The organism is Pseudomonas grimontii, assembly GCF_007858185.1.
Taxonomy (GTDB): Bacteria; Pseudomonadota; Gammaproteobacteria; order Pseudomonadales; family Pseudomonadaceae; genus Aquipseudomonas; species Aquipseudomonas grimontii.
Map to the genome: position 1 here is coordinate 41428 of NZ_VFES01000009.1, position 18362 is coordinate 59789.

Here is an 18362-nt window from a genome sequence, read left to right on the forward strand (position 1 = left end):
ACACACAAAGCAGCGATATGACCTACGGATTCTTCACGCTGACCAGGCTCATCAGCCCCGCCAGCGGGAAGTCGCCCTCCAGTTCCGCCAGGCTGGCGGTGTACATCGGCTGCGGCTGGCGCTGATGACCATGCTGCAAAAAGCTGATCAAGCTGCCGACCAGCGGCTGATGGCTGACCAGCAGCACATTGTCATCGCTGTCGAGCTTGTTCAGAACCTCCAGCGGATTGCCCTCCGGCGTGAGCCAAGGCACCGTGCGGATGTCCGCCTCAAAACCCAGCGCATCCCGCACCAACTGTGCAGTTTGCTGCGCCCGCACGTACGGGCTGGCAATGATCGCGCTGAGCGGCTGGCCGATCAGGTGCGCCGCACTGCGCAACACCTCGGCGCGGCCATGCTCGGTGAGGTTGCGCTCGGCGTCCGTGCGGGCCTGGCCCTCGGCCTCACCGTGACGCAAGACCCACACCTTCATAGCTTCGGCTCCTCATCACGCACCGGGTGCGGCGCCGGCGGCACGCTGTGGGCGGCTTCGCCCTCGGGTGCACGCGGAGTCGGCCAGTCGGCGAACGGCCAAGGCTTCTGCTCAGTGTGGAAGCTGCCAAAGCGGCCGATCTGCGCAAGGAACTGGCTGAGGCTGTCGCCGAAGTTCATCAAGCCCAGGTTTGGCGCGCTGTAGACCAAGCGGTAAATCAACTGCACCACCACCAATGCGCCGAGCAGGAACTGCGCCACCTGCCACACCAGGGCAAACACCAGCATCCAGAGGATGCGCAGGAGGATGGACTCGTACTTGGGGGCTGCTTTCGGATCGTTCATGGCGCGTTCCTCAGTTGAAACCACTGGTGGAAATAAAGTCGACGTCGGTTTTGGGTTCGGCGCGCATCAGCAATTCGATGACCTGGTTCAAGGTGCGCCCTTCAAACAGGATCGCATGCAGCCCGGCGACCAGCGGCATGTACACGCCGACTTCCTGGGCCTTGGCCTTGAGCACCTTGAGGGTGTTGACCCCTTCGGCCACTTCGCCCAGGCGCGTCACCGCGTCTTCCAGGCTCAGGCCCTGGCCCAGGGCGAACCCTACCTGGTAGTTGCGGCTTTTCGGCGACGAGCAGGTGACGATCAAGTCGCCCACACCGGCCAGGCCCAGGAAGGTCATGGGGTTGGCGCCCTGGTTCACCGCGAAGCGGGTCATTTCCGCCAGGGCACGGGTAATCAGCATGCTCTTGGTGTTTTCGCCCATGCCCAGCGCCACCGCCATGCCGGCGATGATCGCGTAGACGTTTTTCAGCGCCCCGCCCAGCTCCACGCCAAAGCGGTCGCTACTGGCGTATACGCGGAAGGTCCGGCCATGCAGCACCGCCTGGACACGCTCGCACAGTTCCTCATCCTCGCTGGCGATCACCGTAGCGGTCAGCGCGTGCTCGGCGACTTCCCGCGCCAGGTTCGGCCCGGACAGCACACCAATGCGCGCCTGGGGAGCGATCTCTGCAAGGATTTCGCTCATCAGCTTGAAGGTCTGCGCCTCGATGCCCTTGGTCAGGCTGACCAGCAGCTTGCCCGCCAGGCGCTCGGCATGGGGCGCCAGCACCGAGCGCAAGGCGCTGGAAGGCAGCGCAACAAAGCACAGGTCGCAGTCCGTCAGGGTGGCCAACAGGTCGGTGACCGGCTCTACCGCCGGATGAATCTTGATGCCTTTAAGGTAACGGGGGTTTTCGCGGTGTACACGAATCGCCTCGGCCTGCTCGGGATCACGCATCCACTGGCGCACCGGGTGACCGTTCTCGGCCAGCAGGTTAGCCACGGCGGTACCAAAACTTCCGCCTCCCAGGACCGCAATAGGGCGCTGTTCAGTCATATGCAATCCGTTAATCCATACCAGTGGCGATGGCGGCATTATACGGAGCGACCCGCTTGCGGCCAGCCCCCGTATCAAATCCTACGTTCGTCGGGAAATACCATACCCGTGTGACGCAATTGCAAGGGCGACGACTGGCAAATAGCCTCGCCTCAGTTAACATGGGCGGCTATCCGTCATTATCAAGGCCATGTCGTGTATTTGGGCCCTCCTTCCCGTTCATCTCTACTGCTTATGCTGTTGTGCAGTGCACCTGCGCTGGCTGACGACCTGTTCCTCGACAGCCAGCCGCTGCCGCAGGTATTGACCGCCACGCGCCTAAAGCAGTCGGCCGCCGCCGTGCCGGGCAGCATGACCGTGATCGACAGCGAGTTGATCAAGGCCAGCGGCGCAAGGGACATCAGCGAGCTGCTGCGCCTGGTGCCGGGGATGATGGTCGGCTACACCACCGGCAACCAGGCTGCCGTGAATTACCACGGCACCAGTGCCAGCGATGCGCGACGCATGCAGGTGTTGATCGACGGGCGTTCGGTGTACCGCGCGGGCCTGGCCACGGTGGACTGGAGCGACATTCCGGTGGCGATGGAGGACATCGAGCGCATCGAGGTCTTCCGCGGCCCCAACACCGTCAGCTACGGGGCGAATGCCTTGATGGCGGTGGTCAATATCCTTACGCGCTCGCCGGCCAACAGCCATGGCTCACGGGTGAAGGTGATTCGCGGTGAGCGGGGCATCGATGACTTTTATGCCAGCCAGGGCGTGGGCTGGGAAACCGGCGATCTGCGTCTGTCGCTGTCCGGGCAACAGGACGATGGCTTTGACAGCGATGCCGTTGGCGCCGATCGCCGGGACGGCCGTCGCCTCAACCGCTTCAGCCTGGCAGTGAGCCAGACCTTGAACACGCAGCAGAGTATCGACTGGCAACTGAACGCCAAGGAAGGCACTAACCAGCGCCCTTACACCTACGCCCCGGTATTCGCCGGGATTACCGAGGGCGGCGACAATTCCGACGTCACGGCCAAGGACTACGCCGGTTCCCTGCGCTGGAACTTTGATTTCAACCCCGAGCACAGCCTGTATATCCAAGGCTCGGCCCAGCAGTGGGACCGCCGGCAAATCTGGAAGGCCTGCGACGCCAAGGTCTCGTTCAGCCCCGAGCTGACCCAGTTGTGGCAGCTCAACCCCAACTATGCCGAACGGCTGGCCCGGCACATGGACACCTACAGCCAGGGCTCCGCGCCACCGGGCAGTGCTGCCGAACAAGCCTTGGCCAACCAGGTACTGGACCAGTGGCGCAACGGCGCCAACCAGAGCGTCTGCGGTGACATCGACCAGAGCACCCGCGAAAGCCGCTACGACATGGAAATCCAAGACACCCTCAGCCTGTCCGACAGCCTGCGTCTGGTCAGCGGCATGAACTACCGCTACGACCGCGCCGACTCGGATACCTACTTCAACGGCACCTTGGACGACACTACCTGGCGCCTGTTCGGCCAGCTGGAATGGCGCGCCAGTGAGCATTGGCTGCTGCAAGGCGGCGCCATGTTCGAAGACACGCACCTGAGCGGCCATTCGCTGACGCCAAGGGTGGCGGTCAACTATTTGATCAATCCGCGCCACGGCTTGCGCGCGGTGTACTCAGAAGCCATCCGTTCGCCGGACATGTTCGAGAACAACGTCAACTGGAGCTACCGCGTCACCAACCTCAGTTCACCGGCCTATGGGCAGAGTTCCGGAGAGTACTTCGTGAAAACGCGGGGTCCGGGCAACCTCGACAAAGAGCTGATGCGCTCGCGGGAGCTGGGCTACAACGGGTTCTTTGCCGACATCGGGCTGAACATGGACGTGAAGCTGTTCTACGACGAAATCACCGACATGATCAGCTCGCCGCTGCGCAATAACCAGTACATTGCCAGCAACGCCAACAGTTCGCGGTTTACCGGCGCCGAGTCCCAGTTCGACTGGCGCGTAAGCAACGCCGACCGCCTGCGGCTGACCTATGCTTACGTCGACGCCACCACCAGCAACCCGCTGGACAAAGCGCAGACCGCGCGTAACAGTGGCTCGGCCGGCTGGTTGCGCGAATGGGGCCAAGGTTGGTCCAGCGCGCTGTTCTACTATGGCGACGACGCACTCAACCAATATCGTTTCGAACGGGTCGACCTGCGGGTGGCCAAGCGCATTGCCCTGGGCAAAGCCAATGTGGAGCTGGCCGGCATGTTGCAACAACGCCTCGATAACCAGCCCACCACCTGGGCCGATAACACTTACGACCATCGTCACGTACTCTACTTCAGCGCGGAGTTAGAGTTCTGACATGGGCGACTCGTCACGGATGACCTTCTTCTTTATCTATAAGCTCCGGCGACTTGCCGTGCTGCTGGCCGGCCTGTTGCTGTGCGCACCGGCCTGGAGCGCCGAGATCCTGCTGACCGCCGCCGAAGACGGCGCCGGGGTAGAAGCCTTTGCCCAGGCGCTGGCCCAGCAACGTCCCGAAGACCGCATCACCTTCACGCCCCTCGCCGACTTGCCAGCGCCAAGCCACCTGCCCGCCGGCACACGCCTGATCCTGCTCGACCTGCCCGGCCTCGACTGGCGCCTGCGGGATCCCCAAGGCCCGCCGACGCTGGTACTGCGCATCAGTCGGCTACAAGCCCATCAGCGCCCGGAGGCCTCACGGCACGCGCGGGTCAGCCTGTTGTGGAGCGACCCACCGCTGGAGCGGCAACTGCGCCTGATCACCAGCGTCCTGCCCCAGGCACGGCGCATCGGCGTGCTCTACGGCGTCGACAGTGAATTCCTGCTGCCCGAACTGCGCCAGCATGCGGCGGCCTTGGAGCTGGAGATCGTGCCGCAGCGCTGGGACAACACTAACGACAGTCGTCCGCTGCAAAGCCTGTTCAGGAACAGCGACGTGCTGCTCGGCCTCGATGACCCGCAGTTGTACAACCCGAAGACCGCAAAGAACCTGCTGCTGAGCAGCTACGCCCAGCAATTGCCGCTGTTCGGGCCCAACGCAGGGTTTGTCCGAGCCGGCAGCCTCGCCAGCACCTACAGCGACCAGAACGACTGGCTGGCAGTACTCGACCGTTTGCTGGACCAGCCGCCGGCCGGTTGGCCACGCGCGCTGTACCCCGAACACTTCAAAGTCGTGGGTAACGCGCAAGTCGCACGCTCACTGGGCATCGAACAGGTGGACGAAGCCAACGTCGCCGCCCGAATGGCCGAAGGAGAAAAACGCCCATGACCTTGCGTCGCCGTTGGGACATCAATACCCGCACCCAGCTCATCACCCTGGGCCCGGCGCTGTTGCTGACGTTGCTGTTGATCAGCTTCTTCACCTTCGTGCGTATCCAGGACCTGCGCCAGGAACTGGACCACACCGGCCAATTGATCGCCAACCAACTGGCACCGGCCACCGAATATGGGGTGATCTCGGGCAACAACGATGTGCTCGACAGCCTGCTGCGCGCCACGCTGGCCACGCCCCATGTGCGCTTCCTGGAGATTCAGGACAGCAGCGAAAATATCCTGGTGTACGTCGAACAACCCTCGGAGAAACACGACCGCTCGCTGTCGGTAAAAGTGTTCCAGGCGCCGATCCGCCTGCAACATATCCAGCTGGGCAATGACTTTTTCCAGGACAACCTCAATGAACCCAAGGCACCCCGCGCGGATTACCTGGGCCGGGTGATCGTCGGTATGTCCAATGACGCCTTCAGCCAGCGCCAGCAGGAAATCCTGTTCAAGGCCGGTATCCTCGCGCTGTTCGCCCTGCTGTTTACGTTCCTGCTCGCCCGGCGCCTGGCGGCGAGCCTGTCGCAACCGATCAGCGCCATGGGCCATGCGGTCAAGGCCATCCAGCAAGGCGACTACAAAACGCCGCTGCCGATTGTGGATGACTCGGAACTGGGCGACCTGTCGCGGCATATCAACAACCTCGCCGAAGGCCTCAACCAGGCCAGCCGCGAACAACAGCAGGCCATCGCCCAGTTGATCCAGACCCGCGAAGAGGCCGAACGGGCCAACAACGCCAAGTCAGACTTCCTGGCCATGATGAGCCACGAACTGCGCACGCCGATGAACGGCGTGCTGGGCATGCTGCAACTGCTGGAAACCACCGAAATGACCGAGGAGCAGACTGAATACGCGGCGCTGGCCTCCGAATCCACCGAGCACTTGCTCAAGGTGATCAACGACATTCTCGACTTCTCACGCATCGAACGCGCGGCCCTGGAGCTGGAGCATATCCCGTTCAACCTGGCTGACCTGATCAACAGTTGCGCCCAGGCCTTCCAGCACAGCGCCCAGCAGCGCGGGCTGGCGCTCAAGCTGCCGATCCCGCCCGGCATGGACGCACTCCGGGTACAGGGCGATCCGACGCGGATCCGCCAGATCCTGGTGAACCTGATCGGCAATGCCTTGAAGTTCACCGAACACGGCACCGTCAGCGTCGAGCCCCACTGGCAGATCCTCGACCATGAGTTGGTGTGGTTCACCTGCACCGTGCGTGACAGCGGCATCGGGATTTCCGCCGAGCGCCTGGAATTGATGTTCGATGCGTTCCAGCAGGCCGACAGTTCCATTTCAAGACGTTACGGCGGCACCGGTCTTGGGCTGCCCATCGCCCGTACCCTGGCCGAACGCATGGGCGGCACCCTGCGCGCGCAGAGCGAAGAAGGCCGTGGCTCGGTGTTTACCCTGGAGATCCCCCTGGCCATCGACCAGCACAGCCAGCCGTCGATCGTCCTGGATGCCGAGGGCAAGCACAGCGCCGGCGAGGGTCGCCATGTGTTACTGGTGGAGGACAACCCGGTCAACCGCACCGTGGTCGAAGCCATGCTGCGCAGCCTGGGCTTTGAAGTCAGCCTGGCCACCGATGGCGCCGAGGCGATCCGCAGTGCCGAGAGCCTGATTTTCACCGCGATCCTGATGGATTGTCGCCTGCCCTTGATCGACGGCTACGAAGCCACTCGGCAGATCCGCCAACTGCCCGGCTGCGCTGACCTGCCGATCATCGCCCTGACCGCCAACGCCTTGCAGGGCGATCGGGAAGCTTGTCTTGCGGCCGGAATGAACGATTACCTGGCCAAGCCGTTCAAACGCACGGATTTGCAGCAAATCCTGCAGCGCTGGGTGCAATAGCGGCGCGCCATCAGCCAACTCCGACTGGCGTGAAAGACGAAAGTGCGGCAGTCTTAGGCACCCGAACGGGCCCATAAACAGGCTCGGTTTAAAATTTCAGTGAACAAGTGTACATTCAGTGCCTTGCCGCTGTGACTTTCACTACAACGCAATAGTCTATGTGTAGGCTGCCGACATGAGGCATGAACGCTTCATTCGGTTCGGGAAGATTTGCCCTACCCTGCCGCATGGGATTATTGAGGAGCTCGCATGACCAAACAAAACGCCTTTACTCGGGAAGACCTGCTGCGCTGCAGTCGCGGTGAGCTGTTCGGCCCAGGTAACGCGCAACTGCCCGCCCCGAACATGCTGATGGTGGATCGCATCACCCATATCAGCGAAGAGGGTGGCAAGTACGGCAAAGGTGAATTGGTCGCCGAGCTGGATATCACCCCGGACCTGTGGTTCTTCGCCTGTCACTTCGAAGGTGACCCTGTCATGCCGGGCTGCCTGGGCCTCGACGCCATGTGGCAACTGGTCGGCTTCTACCTGGGCTGGCAAGGCCTGCCAGGCCGTGGCCGCGCCTTGGGTTCGGGCGAAGTGAAGTTCTTTGGCCAGGTCCTGCCGACCGCCAAGAAAGTCACCTACAACATTCAAATCAAGCGCGTCCTCAAGGGCAAGCTGAACCTGGCCATCGCTGACGGTTCGGTGACTGTCGACGGTCGCGAGATCTATACTGCCGAAGGCCTTCGGGTCGGCGTATTTACTTCCACTGACAACTTTTAAGGGTTATCCGCATGCGCCGCGTCGTTATCACTGGTCTGGGCATCGTTTCTTGCCTGGGCAATGACAAAGAGACCGTCACCGCTAACCTGCGTGCAAGTCGCCCTGGCATCCGCTTCAACCCGGAATATGCCGAAATGGGTCTGCGTAGCCAGGTTTCCGGCTCCATCGACCTGCCCCTCGAAGAACTGATCGATCGCAAGATCTATCGTTTCGTGGGCCACGCTGCCGCCTATGCCTACCTGGCCATGAAAGACGCCATCGCCGACTCCGGCCTGAGCGAAGACCAGGTATCGAACGTACGCACCGGCCTGATCGCCGGCTCCGGCGGCGCATCGACCCTCAACCAGATGGAAGCGCTGGACATCCTGCGCGAAAAAGGCGTGAAGCGCGTTGGCCCGTACCGTGTCACGCGGACCATGGGCAGCACCGTTTCGGCCTGCCTGGCCACGCCGTTCCAGATCAAGGGCGTGAACTACTCGATCTCCTCCGCCTGCGCCACCAGTGCACACTGCATCGGCACCGCCGTTGAGCAGATCCAACTGGGCAAGCAGGACATCGTGTTCGCCGGCGGCGGTGAAGAAGAACATTGGAGCCAGTCGTTCCTGTTCGACGCCATGGGTGCGCTGTCCACCCAGTACAACGAAACCCCGGAAAAGGCCTCCCGCGCCTACGACGCCAAGCGTGACGGTTTCGTCATCGCCGGCGGTGGCGGCATGGTGGTGGTCGAGGAGCTGGAACACGCTCTGGCCCGTGGCGCCAAGATCTACGCGGAAATCGTCGGCTACGGCGCTACGTCCGATGGCTACGACATGGTTGCCCCAAGCGGTGAAGGCGCCATCCGTTGCATGCAGATGGCGATGTCCACCGTGGATACCCCGATCGACTACCTGAACACCCACGGCACATCGACTCCGGTCGGCGATGCCAAGGAAATGGAAGGCGTGCGTGCGGTATTCGGCGACAAGGCCCCGTCCATCAGCTCTACGAAGAGCCTGTCGGGTCACTCCCTGGGCGCCGCCGGCGTTCACGAAGCGATCTACTGCCTGCTGATGATGGAAGGCAACTTCATGGCCGGTTCGGCCAACATCGACGAGATCGACCCGGTCGTCGCCGATATGCCGATCCTGACCAAGACAGTTGAAAACGTCAAAGTCGACACCGTGATGAGCAACAGCTTCGGCTTCGGTGGCACTAACGCCACCCTGGTGCTGAAACGCTGGCAGGGTAAATAAGCCCCGCAGGTTGATCACATGAAAAAGCCCCGACTGGTTCGGGGCTTTTTTATGGACGACTGGATGCCCCCTTGCAGCCGGTCTCCTGGAAGTTATCAATGCTCCGCCGCATTTGCGTTAGACGAGAACGCAATATCAACGCACACCATCATCGCGAGGCGGTTTAGGCAGGATGGCCAGGAAGTTGTCCATCGCCACTTTGTGGGCAACGTCTTCAGGCAATGCATCAAGGAAGACATCAAAGCGGTGCATTTCCTTACCCAGCTTGTTGAAACGCCCGACGACGTCCGAACCCAGCATAAAGCGCTCCGGGAAGCGCTCTACCAGCGTTACCCACTCTGGCCGAGGCTTACCCGCCTCATCCAGCAAGTACGGCGTGAGCATGCTCCAGGAGAGGTCGATGTACAGGTTGGGGTAGGCCTCGAGCATGCGACTCAACGTCGGCAGCAAAAAGTCCATCTGCACCTGATGGCGGTGAATCTCCTTGCTGGTGCCGGCATGGGCCCAGATAAAGCGGGTGTGCGGGTGGTTGCGCAGTGGCTCTTCAACTTCGGCCAAATACAGCGGGTTGCGCTCGCGCTTGGAGGTGATGTTGGAGTGCAGCATTACCGGCAAGTCGTTTTCCGCCGCCAGATGATAGATGCGCGTCATGGCTTCGTTATTGGCGCGCGGGGTGTCGCCGGAGGTGAGGGCGGTAAGGTCGTCGTGACGGGTGAAGACTTCACCGATGCCCTGCCACAGCCCTGGGTTGAGGTCGAGCATGCGTTGGATATGGGCGGCGGAGTTCTTGTCGTTGGGGTTGAAGCCGGACAGAAAGGGATGAAAGTGTTGGCGCTGTTCAGGTGTCAGTTTATTGACCGCTGCGGCAACAATCACGTCAGTGGCGCTGTACCAATAGGCGTCCGCATCGTCGCCGGCGTAGTAGCGCGGGCGCTTGGGTTCGTCTTCGTGCCACTTCTTTGCGACGGGAATGCCGGAAATCATTACATGTTCGATGCGATTTTCTGCCATCGCCTTAAGCAGTTTGTCCATACCCGCCGTTTCCTGGAAGAAATCCACGTAATGCAGGTGCGCGTCACTGTAGGCATAGTCGCGGGCCTGCACGGCAAGGCTGGTGGCGGCGAGCAACAGGGCAAGACTCAGGCGGGTCCAGGGCACGGTATAACCTCGATAAGGGCGAATACCGGTAGACCTTACGCGCCATACCGGGGTTCAGCCGGCAAAAAATGTGGAACACCCCAGTGCCAGCATGCTCTATAACTGCATGACCTTCATCCTGCCACCCCGTGAGGTTTGCCATGCCTGTTACCGTCAATACGCTGAACGCAGACAACTTCCGCCACAGCGTCAACATCAACAACCACGAGCTGTTTACCGACCTGCCCAAGAGCCTGGGTGGTGACGACTCGGCGCCCCCCCCCCACGATTACTTCGATGCCGCGCTGGCTTCGTGCAAGGCATTGACCGTCAAGCTGTATGCCCAGAAGAAGGACATCCCGCTGACCGGCGTGACCGTGGAAGTCACCCACGACGCCACCGAAGAGCAAAAGGGCAAATACAAGCTCAACGTCAAGCTGACGCTCAAGGGCGTACTCACCGACGAACAGCGCGACGAGTTGCACCGCGTGGCCGATCGCTGCCCGGTACACAAGCTGATGACCACCGCCGAGGTCACCATCGAAACCCACCTTTCGGAAGGTGCGTTCAGCCAATAGCGGCAACCTCTCGTCGAGCGGGTTATGCTCAGTACCATCTAACCCGCTCAGACTGGGACGCACCATGACCCCCCTCACCGTGATCCGACCACGTGCCGAAGATGTCGAAGGCCAGCCGATCCTGCGGCCACTGCCCTCGCGGGAATGCCGCAGCGTCGGACCCTTTGTGTTTTTCGACCATATGCTGCCCACCCGCTATGCGCCGGGCAGCGGCATGGATATCCGCCAACATCCACATATCGGGCTATCCACCCTCACCTACCTGTTTGAAGGCGTGCTGCAGCACAAGGACAGCCTGGGTTCCGACCAAGTGGTCGAGGCCGGGGATGTCAGCTGGATGACCGCTGGCAGTGCGATCGCCCATGTTGAGCGCACACCCGAAACACTCAAGGCCAGCGGTTTCAATATGCATGGCCTGCAAGTGTGGCTGGCATCGCCCAAGGACCATGAAGAGGGACCGGGGCATTACAGCCATCACCCAGCGGCGAGCCTGCCGGTGAGTGACAACCTGGGTGTCCGGATTCGCCTGATCGCCGGCAGTGGCTTCTGCCTCAAATCACCGGTGCCGGTGCTGTCGCCTACGTTGTATGCAGATGTGCAGATGCAAACGGCCACGACCTTGCTGATTCCTGACGAGCACGAGGAACGCGCAGTGTATGTGCTGGAGGGTGAAGCACAGCTGGAGGGCGAGCTGCTTGAAGTGTACAGCCTGGTGGTACTGCCGGCCGGACAGGCAATGACCCTGTTCGCCGAGAGCGATTGCCACTTGGTGGTGTTTGGCGGAGCACCGCTGGATGGGCCACGGCGGATCAATTGGAATTTTGTCGCGAGCAATCCGTTGAAGATCGAGCAGGCCAGGCAACGGTGGGCGGCTGGGGATTGGCCGACGGTACCGGGTGAAACTGAAAGAATTGAGTTGCCGGTGAGATAGCTATCGGGGGCAAGCCCCCTCCCACATTTGAACTGCGCACAGCTTCACAGTCCGCGGTATTTTTCATTCAGTGCATACAGGATCGCGCAGGTTTCGGCATCCAACACACCGCAATAATCCCGCGGCCGAAAGTGCATCTGAAATGCTCGGGTCCGCCGCTCGAACGCCTGGCGATTCTGCGCAGGCTTATAGCCGTAGCGCTGAAATGCCCGCTCCACCTCCACTTCAGGCGGTAAGCCGACACAGAACCGGCGCTGGTACATGGCTCGCGTCGACGGGTCAAACCATGCCCCGATTCCCGCCTCGAAAAAACCGCGCCATGGCAGCCGAGGCCCCGGATCGCTCTTGCGCCAGTAGGCCACGTCCGAATGCCCGAGGATGTCCGTCGGCCCGATCTGCGGGTAGCGACCGAGGATGTCGCGCAGCAGTGCGGTCAAGACCTCGATCTGCTCCTCAGCGTACGCAGGAAAGGTCAACACGCCGCCGTCATCCCGCGCCAGGTTAACGATCTCGATACCGATCGAGCAGCCATTGAGGTCGTCCCGCCCGCCCCACTGGCTTACGCCGGCATGCCAGGCGCGCTGGCCTTCGTCCACCAGGCGAAACGCGCGCAGTTCGTCATAACCCGCAGCGCGGTAGCTGGGCTCTTGCGGGTCGGGCAATAGATAGTGAGCGCTGACCCCGTCCTGGGTCAGGCGGCGCAGGGATGACGCAAAAGGTGCCGCGGTGTAATGCAGGATCAGTTGCCCCACAGGCTCGCCATTGCGTTCGTTGAAACCTGTGGCGGGGAAACTGGTGTCGATGACCAACATAAGAACCGTCCTTTTCAATGCAGGCCGAATCATTCGGCCCGTTCAAGCGCAAAAAAACTAGCGCCATCCTGAAGACTTGAACGTCACAGGGGCGGTAACTATTTGGCACTCGAAAGAACGGCGATCAGCATCGCAGCGGCATGCCCAGCTCAACGCGCAAGCCATCCGCCTGGCTGTCGAACTTCAACGAGCAGGAACAGCGCTGAACAATCGCCTGCACAATCGCCAGGCCCAGGCCGCAGCCTTCGCTGTTGCCGTTGCGCCAGAAGCGTTGGGTCAGGTATTGCAGGTCTTCGGCGGATATCTGCTTGCCGTGGTCTCGCACGCGGAAGACGACTTGATCGGCAGCGGTGAACACGCTCAGCTCCACTCGGGTGTCGGCCGGGGTATGGCGCAAGGCGTTGTCCAGCAGGTTGCGCAGGGCTGCGACGGCCAGGCCCACCGGCATTTCCACCGGGGTTTTGGTGAGGTTGTCCGCCAGGATCAGGTCGATGCGCGTGTTGTCACCGGCATTGGCGTCCTGGATGGCCAGACGCGCGACTTCCTCCGCGTTGGACTGCACGCCATCGTCAAACGACAGGCTGCCTTCCACCCGCGCCAGCAGCAGCAATTGCTCCAGGGTGCGATGCAAGCGGTCGGCGCCCTCCTCGGCATGGGCCAGGGACTGATCGCGGGCCGCGCCCTCGGTCATGCGCGCCACTTGCAGGTGGGTCTTGATCGCTGTCAACGGGCTGCGCAGCTCGTGGGCAGCGTCACCCGTGAGACGGCGTTCGCGCTCGATGGTCTTGGCGATGCGCTGCAACAGTTGGTTCTGGGTGTCGAGCAGCGGTTTGAGCTCACTGGGCAGCGGGTGGATCTGCAACGGTTCAAGGGAGTCGGCACTGCGGCGCATCAGCGCGTCACGCATGCGGTTGAGCGGCAACAGGCTCTGGCCGATGCCCAGCCACAGCAGGCACAGGCAACCCAACATGGCCACACCCACCGGCACTGACGCAGCGAGCAGGATCGACATATTCAACGCCTCGCGCTCCACCTGACGGTCGGCGGTAGTGATCAACAGGTCGCCACGGGACAGGGTAAAACTGCGCCAGCCCACACCATCGATGACCTGGTCACGAAAGCCGCTCTTGCGCGACTCCAGACCCTCATCCGGCGTGGTATGGCTGCGGGCGAGGATTTCCCCGCGCAAGGAGCTGACCTGGCACGCCATGCCCCCCGGCACATTGAGTTGCTCGGCACTGAAATGCGCGCCGCCGCTCACACTGGCCAGGCCCGGCATCTGCTCCGTGAGCCCCGCGACCATACGCGCCGACGCTACCAGGCGCTGGTCGAGGGAGAACATCATCTGGTTGCGCAGGTCGTTGAGCATCCAGGCGGCCGCCAGTGCCCAGATCAACACAAAAGCGGCGCCCAGCTTGAACGTCAGGCGCAGGCGCAGGCTTTTCACGAAGCATTCTCTCCATCATCTGCCGGGCCCAGGCGATAACCCAGGCCACGCACGGTCTCGACGATGCCATTGCCCAATTTGCGCCGCAGGTGGTGGATATGCACGTTGAGGGCGTTGCTTTCCAATTCATCGTTGAAGCCGTAGACGCTGTCCTTGAGTTGCTCGCTGGACAGCACCCGGCCCTTGTTGTGCAGCAGCGCCTGCAACAGCGCCTGCTCGCGCCGGGACAGGTCCACCGGCTGGCCGCCCAACAGGGTTTCGCGGCTGCTCGGGTCGTAGGTCAGCCGGCCGTGCTCGATCAGGTTGACGCTGCGCCCCGCCATCCGGCGCAACAGGGTTTGCAGGCGTGCGGCCAATTCGCGCAGGTCGAAGGGTTTGAGCAGGTAGTCATCGGCACCGGCTTGCAGGCCGTCGACGCGGTTGGTCACCGAATCCCGCGCGGTGAGGATCAGCACCGGAATCTCCAGGCCCTGGCTGCGCAACTGTTGCAGCAGCTTGAGGCCGTCTTCGTCGGGCAGGCCGAGGTCGAGCACCATGATGTCGAAGGCCGCCGCCTTGAGCATCGCACGTGCAGCCGCCGCCGTGGCCACGCGCTCGACTGTAAAGCCCTGGGCACCGAGGCCGGCCACGATACCGCTGGCGATCAGTTCGTCGTCTTCACAGACCAGTACGTGCATGGTGAACCCTTCATGAAAGATGGGGGTGATTAAAAATGCAGCGGATTAAGCGCAGATTATGCCGTGAAAAGATGCAAGCTCAGATAATCCCTACACTTTAGAATAGCGCCCGGTTAATCATCGGTTAATCAACGCCACACATTGTGTGCCTCACTTGCATCGAACTAAGGCTTGACCATGCGGCATCTGTTTACCTTTCTGCTGGTGTTATTCGCGGGGTTCGCCCAGGCCGCGCCGGGCAATCCGTTTGAGACCAAACCCGATTTCCTTCCGGTGGGCAAGGCCTTCACCTTTACCTCCGAACGTCTTGAAAGCGGCGAGACCCAGCTGTATTGGCAGATTGCCGACGGTTATTACCTGTACAAGCAGCGCATGAAGTTCGATGGCCTGGCCGAAAAGCCGGCGCTGCCCCAAGGCGAGGCCCATAGCGATGAATTCTTCGGCGATCAGGAGGTGTATCGCCAGGGCTTGGAAGTGAAGATTCCGGCCGGCACCACCGGCCAGGTCAAGCTGGGCTGGCAGGGCTGCGCCGATGCGGGCCTGTGCTATCCGCCGCAGTCGATCACGGTGGATCTGGGCGGCAACCCGGCCGTCGCCGCGACCGCCGAAGCCCAGGACCAGAGCCTGGCCAGCGGCCTGCAACAACGCAGCCTGGGCTGGAGCTTGCTGGTGTTCTTCGGCCTGGGCCTGCTGTTGGCGTTTGCCCCGTGTTCGTTGCCGATGCTGCCGATCCTCGCCGGCCTGGTGGTAGGCAGCGGCGCCAGCCCGCGTCGCGGCTTTGCCCTGGCCAGCAGCTATGTGGTGTGCATGGCGCTGGTGTATGCCGCGCTCGGCGTACTGGCCGCCCTGCTCGGCGCCAACCTCGCCGCGTTGCTGCAAACCCCGTGGATCCTCGGTAGCTTCGCAGCCTTGTTCGTGATCCTCGCCCTGCCGATGTTCGGCTTCTTTGAACTGCAACTGCCGGTGGCGCTGCGTGATCGCCTGGATAACGTCAGCCGCAACCAGAGCGGCGGCAGCCTGGTCGGCGCCGGGGTGCTCGGCGCCCTCTCCGGCCTGCTGGTTGGCCCCTGCATGACGGCCCCCCTAGCCGGTGCACTGCTGTATATCGCCCAGAGCGGCAATGCGCTGCACGGCGGGCTGATCCTGTTCGCCATGGGCATCGGCATTGGTGTGCCGCTGCTGTTGCTGGTCACCGTGGGCAACCGCTTCCTGCCTAAGCCGGGCACTTGGATGAATGTACTCAAGGGCATCTTCGGCTTCCTGTTCCTGGCCACCGCCGTGCTGATGATTCGGCCTGTGGTCGGCGAAAACCTGTGGCTCGGCCTGTGGGGCGCATTGGCCATGGCCATGGCCTACTGCGGCTGGCGCCTGGCCCAGGATTTCGGGCGGGTCGCCATGCTGTTCGGCGCCGGCTCCGTGATCGTGGGATTGTGGGGCGGCCTGCTGCTCGTTGGTGCAGCGGGTGGCAGCGATGACCTGTGGCAACCGTTGAAGGTCTACAGCGGCTCGCAGACCACTCCCGCGCCCTCCGCCCACGAAGCCTTCATGACCCTCAATGACCCCGCCGTGCTGCAAAACCAGCTCGACAGCGCCAAGGCCCAAGGCCAGTGGGTACTGGTGGACTATTACGCCGACTGGTGCGTGTCGTGCAAAATCATGGAAAAGCAGGTGTTCGGCAAGCCCGAAGTGCTGGATGCGCTGAAAGACGTGCGCCTGCTGCGCCTGGATGTCACCGCCGACAACGCCGCCAGCCGCGAGTTGCTGGGCCGCTACAAAGTGCCGGGCCCGCCGACCTTCCTCTGGATCGGCCCCAACGGTGAAGAACGCCGCGCCCAACGCATCACCGGCGAGGTGGGTGCCGAGGCGTTCCTGCAACGCTGGAACCAGACCCGGGACGCCCTCTGATGCTGACCCTGACCATCGGCACCTTCGCCATCGCGCTGAATCATATCCTGCTGATCAGCGCGTTGATTCTTGCCACCCTGGTGGGCTGGCGCGTGGCCAAGCGTGGCGGTGAGAATCCGGAATCGGTGCTGTTCAGCCTGTTCCTGCTGGGCATGCTGGCCGCCCGCGTCAGCTTTGTGCTGATGTACTGGAGCTACTACAGCAACGACTGGCTGCAGATGGTCGACCTGCGCGACGGCGGCTTTCTCGCCTGGCCCGGTATCGTCGTCCTGATCCTCGGTGCGCTGCTCTATGGCTGGCGTCGCCCGGCGCTGCGCAAGCCGCTGAGCGCCGGGGTCATCACCGGCCTGGTGTTCTGGGGCATGACCAGCCTGGCCCTGAACCTCTACGACAAGGGCACGCAACTGCCGCAGATCACCTTGCGCAATGCCGATGGCCAAGAGGTGCAACTGACCGATTACAAGGGTGGCCCGCTGGTGATCAACCTGTGGGCCACCTGGTGCCCGCCGTGCCGCCGCGAAATGCCGGTGCTGGAGCGTGCGCAACACCAACGCCCCGACGTGACCTTCCTGTTCGTCAACCAGGCCGAAAGCATGCAAAGCGTCAGCACCTACCTGGCCACCCAGGGCCTGACGCTCGATAACGTATTGTTCGACGCCAGCGGCCGACTCGGCCAGGCCGTGGGTTCCATGGCCCTGCCAACCACGCTGTTCTACTCAGCCGACGGGCGCCTGATCAACAGCCACCTGGGCGAGTTGTCCCAGGCCAGCCTGGCCCGTGCCATGGAACCCTTCGACACCGCCACGACAAGGAAACCGACATGCCTCGCCTCCGCCACCTGCTGACCCTGCTGCCGCTGACGCTCGCGGCGACCCTGGCCCAGGCCGAAGACTGGCCGGCACCGATCAAACAGATCGAAGCCAAGGGCGCCAAAATCATCGGCAAATTCGACGCCCCCAGCGGCCTCACCGGCTACGCCGCGCAATACCAGAACCGCGGCATGGCCCTGTACCTGACTGCCGACGGCAAGAGCGTGATCGCCGGCAATCTGTACGACGCCCAGGGCAATGACCTGAGCAGCGCGCCCCTGGAAACACTGGTGTATGCGCCGATGGCAAAGGAAGTCTGGGCCAAGATGGAAAAAAGCAGCTGGATCCAGGACGGCGACAAAAACGCGCCGCGCATCGTCTACCTGTTCAGCGACCCCAACTGCCCGTACTGCAACATGTTCTGGGAACAAGCGCGGCCATGGGTAAAAGCCGGCAAGGTGCAGTTGCGCCACATCATGGTCGGCATCATCCGCGAAGACAGTGCCGCCAAGTCGGCCGCCCTGTTCGCCGCCAAAGACCCGCAAAAAGCCCTGGAAGAACACGAAGCCGCCGGCAAAGGCAGCAAATTGCAGGCGCTGGCCAAGATCCCGGCGGATATCGAAGCCAAGCTCGATGCCAATATGAAGTTAATGGATGAGCTGGAACTGTCGGCGACGCCGGCGATTTTCTACCTGGATGACAAGGGTGGCTTGCAGCAACAGCAAGGCGCACCGTCGCCGGATAAGTTGGTGAAGATTATGGGACCGAAGTAAGCGGCGCCTGGTCTGACGCCATCGGGGCATGGGTATCTACACAACTTTCAGGCTGAAAAATCTCTTTGTGGTGAGGGAGCTTGTTTCCGTGGCGGCCTTCGGGCCGACCGCTTTTTGGGGTTTGGGTGAGTACATATCCGTTGCTGCGGTAACGGCGGCTATGGGTTCCGCCCTTACGGCGGGTCACTTTGGAAAAGCCCCAAAGTAACCAAAGGGCTCTTGCCCCACCACTCGGTACCTCGCCTAGGCTCGGTATGCCCTCACTCCGGCTTGAATCCGTGGGCCGCCGTCATGGGCCA

At 62.3% G+C, this 18362-nt stretch carries 17 protein-coding genes; 10 read left to right on the forward strand and 7 right to left on the reverse strand.

The features are described from left to right. Positions 1–22 precede the first annotated feature (22 nt). From sixA to FIV39_RS15385, 3 genes are read right to left on the reverse strand one after another with little or no spacing between them, the layout of a single operon-like run. Positions 23–472: a phosphohistidine phosphatase SixA gene (sixA, locus tag FIV39_RS15375; protein ID WP_090399908.1), complete on the reverse strand. Its 450-nt coding sequence runs from the start codon at positions 470–472 to the stop codon at positions 23–25. Further along, the gene (locus tag FIV39_RS15380) at positions 469–816 is read right to left on the reverse strand and encodes a DUF4389 domain-containing protein (protein ID WP_090399910.1); all 348 of its coding nucleotides are present in this window, start codon (positions 814–816) and stop codon (positions 469–471) included. Before FIV39_RS15380 ends, sixA begins: the two co-directional genes overlap by 4 nt. A gap of 10 nt (positions 817–826) precedes the next feature. After that, positions 827–1852 carry an NAD(P)H-dependent glycerol-3-phosphate dehydrogenase gene (locus tag FIV39_RS15385; RefSeq protein WP_090399913.1) on the reverse strand — a complete coding sequence of 342 codons (1026 nt, stop codon included), beginning with the start codon at positions 1850–1852 and terminating at the stop codon, positions 827–829. Between the two features lie 195 nt (positions 1853–2047). On the opposite strand from FIV39_RS15385, the gene FIV39_RS15390 reads away from it, so the two are divergent. The 5 genes from FIV39_RS15390 to fabB all read left to right on the forward strand — a co-directional run bounded on the left by FIV39_RS15390 (position 2048) and on the right by fabB (position 8994). Beyond that, on the forward strand, positions 2048–4168 hold the full coding sequence (locus FIV39_RS15390) for a TonB-dependent receptor plug domain-containing protein (protein WP_338062206.1): 2121 nt from the start codon (positions 2048–2050) through the stop codon (positions 4166–4168). Between the two features lies 1 nt (position 4169). After that, the gene (locus tag FIV39_RS15395; RefSeq protein WP_090399917.1) at positions 4170–5099 is read left to right on the forward strand and encodes an ABC transporter substrate-binding protein; all 930 of its coding nucleotides are present in this window, start codon (positions 4170–4172) and stop codon (positions 5097–5099) included. After that, entirely contained in the window at positions 5096–6997 is a 1902-nt protein-coding gene (locus FIV39_RS15400) for an ATP-binding protein (protein WP_090399919.1), read from the forward strand. The genes FIV39_RS15395 and FIV39_RS15400 overlap by 4 nt, the downstream gene beginning before the upstream one ends. 249 nt (positions 6998–7246) lie before the next feature. After that, positions 7247–7762 (forward strand): 3-hydroxyacyl-[acyl-carrier-protein] dehydratase FabA, encoded by a 516-nt coding sequence (gene fabA, locus FIV39_RS15405; RefSeq protein ID WP_003210552.1) that lies wholly within the window; start codon positions 7247–7249, stop codon positions 7760–7762. 11 nt (positions 7763–7773) lie between these two features. Beyond that, complete coding sequence (fabB, locus tag FIV39_RS15410; RefSeq protein WP_090399921.1) at positions 7774–8994, forward strand: beta-ketoacyl-ACP synthase I; 1221 nt, start codon at positions 7774–7776, stop codon at positions 8992–8994. 135 nt (positions 8995–9129) lie between these two features. Here the strand turns inward: fabB and FIV39_RS15415 are convergent, their stop codons facing one another. Then, positions 9130–10152: an amidohydrolase family protein gene (locus tag FIV39_RS15415; RefSeq protein ID WP_090399923.1), complete on the reverse strand. Its 1023-nt coding sequence runs from the start codon at positions 10150–10152 to the stop codon at positions 9130–9132. 140 nt (positions 10153–10292) lie between these two features. On the opposite strand from FIV39_RS15415, the gene FIV39_RS15420 reads away from it, so the two are divergent. Both FIV39_RS15420 and FIV39_RS15425 read left to right on the forward strand, forming a co-directional pair. Next, complete coding sequence (locus FIV39_RS15420) at positions 10293–10709, forward strand: OsmC family protein (RefSeq protein ID WP_146371550.1); 417 nt, start codon at positions 10293–10295, stop codon at positions 10707–10709. 64 nt (positions 10710–10773) lie between these two features. After that, entirely contained in the window at positions 10774–11640 is an 867-nt protein-coding gene (locus FIV39_RS15425) for a pirin family protein (protein ID WP_090399927.1), read from the forward strand. 44 nt (positions 11641–11684) lie between these two features. Here the strand turns inward: FIV39_RS15425 and FIV39_RS15430 are convergent, their stop codons facing one another. The 3 genes from FIV39_RS15430 to FIV39_RS15440 form a co-directional block, all read right to left on the reverse strand. Then, a complete protein-coding gene (locus FIV39_RS15430; protein WP_090399929.1) occupies positions 11685–12452 on the reverse strand; it encodes an N-acetylmuramoyl-L-alanine amidase in 768 nt (255 codons plus the stop codon). 124 nt (positions 12453–12576) lie between these two features. Further along, complete coding sequence (locus FIV39_RS15435) at positions 12577–13899, reverse strand: ATP-binding protein (RefSeq protein ID WP_090399931.1); 1323 nt, start codon at positions 13897–13899, stop codon at positions 12577–12579. Further along, a complete protein-coding gene (locus tag FIV39_RS15440; RefSeq protein WP_090399933.1) occupies positions 13896–14576 on the reverse strand; it encodes a response regulator in 681 nt (226 codons plus the stop codon). The genes FIV39_RS15435 and FIV39_RS15440 overlap by 4 nt, the downstream gene beginning before the upstream one ends. Positions 14577–14753: 177 nt before the next feature. Between FIV39_RS15440 and dsbD the strand changes: the two genes are divergently transcribed. From dsbD to dsbG, 3 genes are read left to right on the forward strand one after another with little or no spacing between them, the layout of a single operon-like run. Next, positions 14754–16481: a protein-disulfide reductase DsbD gene (gene dsbD / locus FIV39_RS15445; protein ID WP_090399935.1), complete on the forward strand. Its 1728-nt coding sequence runs from the start codon at positions 14754–14756 to the stop codon at positions 16479–16481. Continuing rightward, positions 16481–17326: a TlpA disulfide reductase family protein gene (locus tag FIV39_RS15450; protein WP_090399937.1), complete on the forward strand. Its 846-nt coding sequence runs from the start codon at positions 16481–16483 to the stop codon at positions 17324–17326. The genes dsbD and FIV39_RS15450 overlap by 1 nt, the downstream gene beginning before the upstream one ends. Continuing rightward, entirely contained in the window at positions 17302–18063 is a 762-nt protein-coding gene (gene dsbG / locus FIV39_RS15455; RefSeq protein ID WP_090399939.1) for a thiol:disulfide interchange protein DsbG, read from the forward strand. The genes FIV39_RS15450 and dsbG overlap by 25 nt, the downstream gene beginning before the upstream one ends. Positions 18064–18362 lie beyond the last annotated feature (299 nt).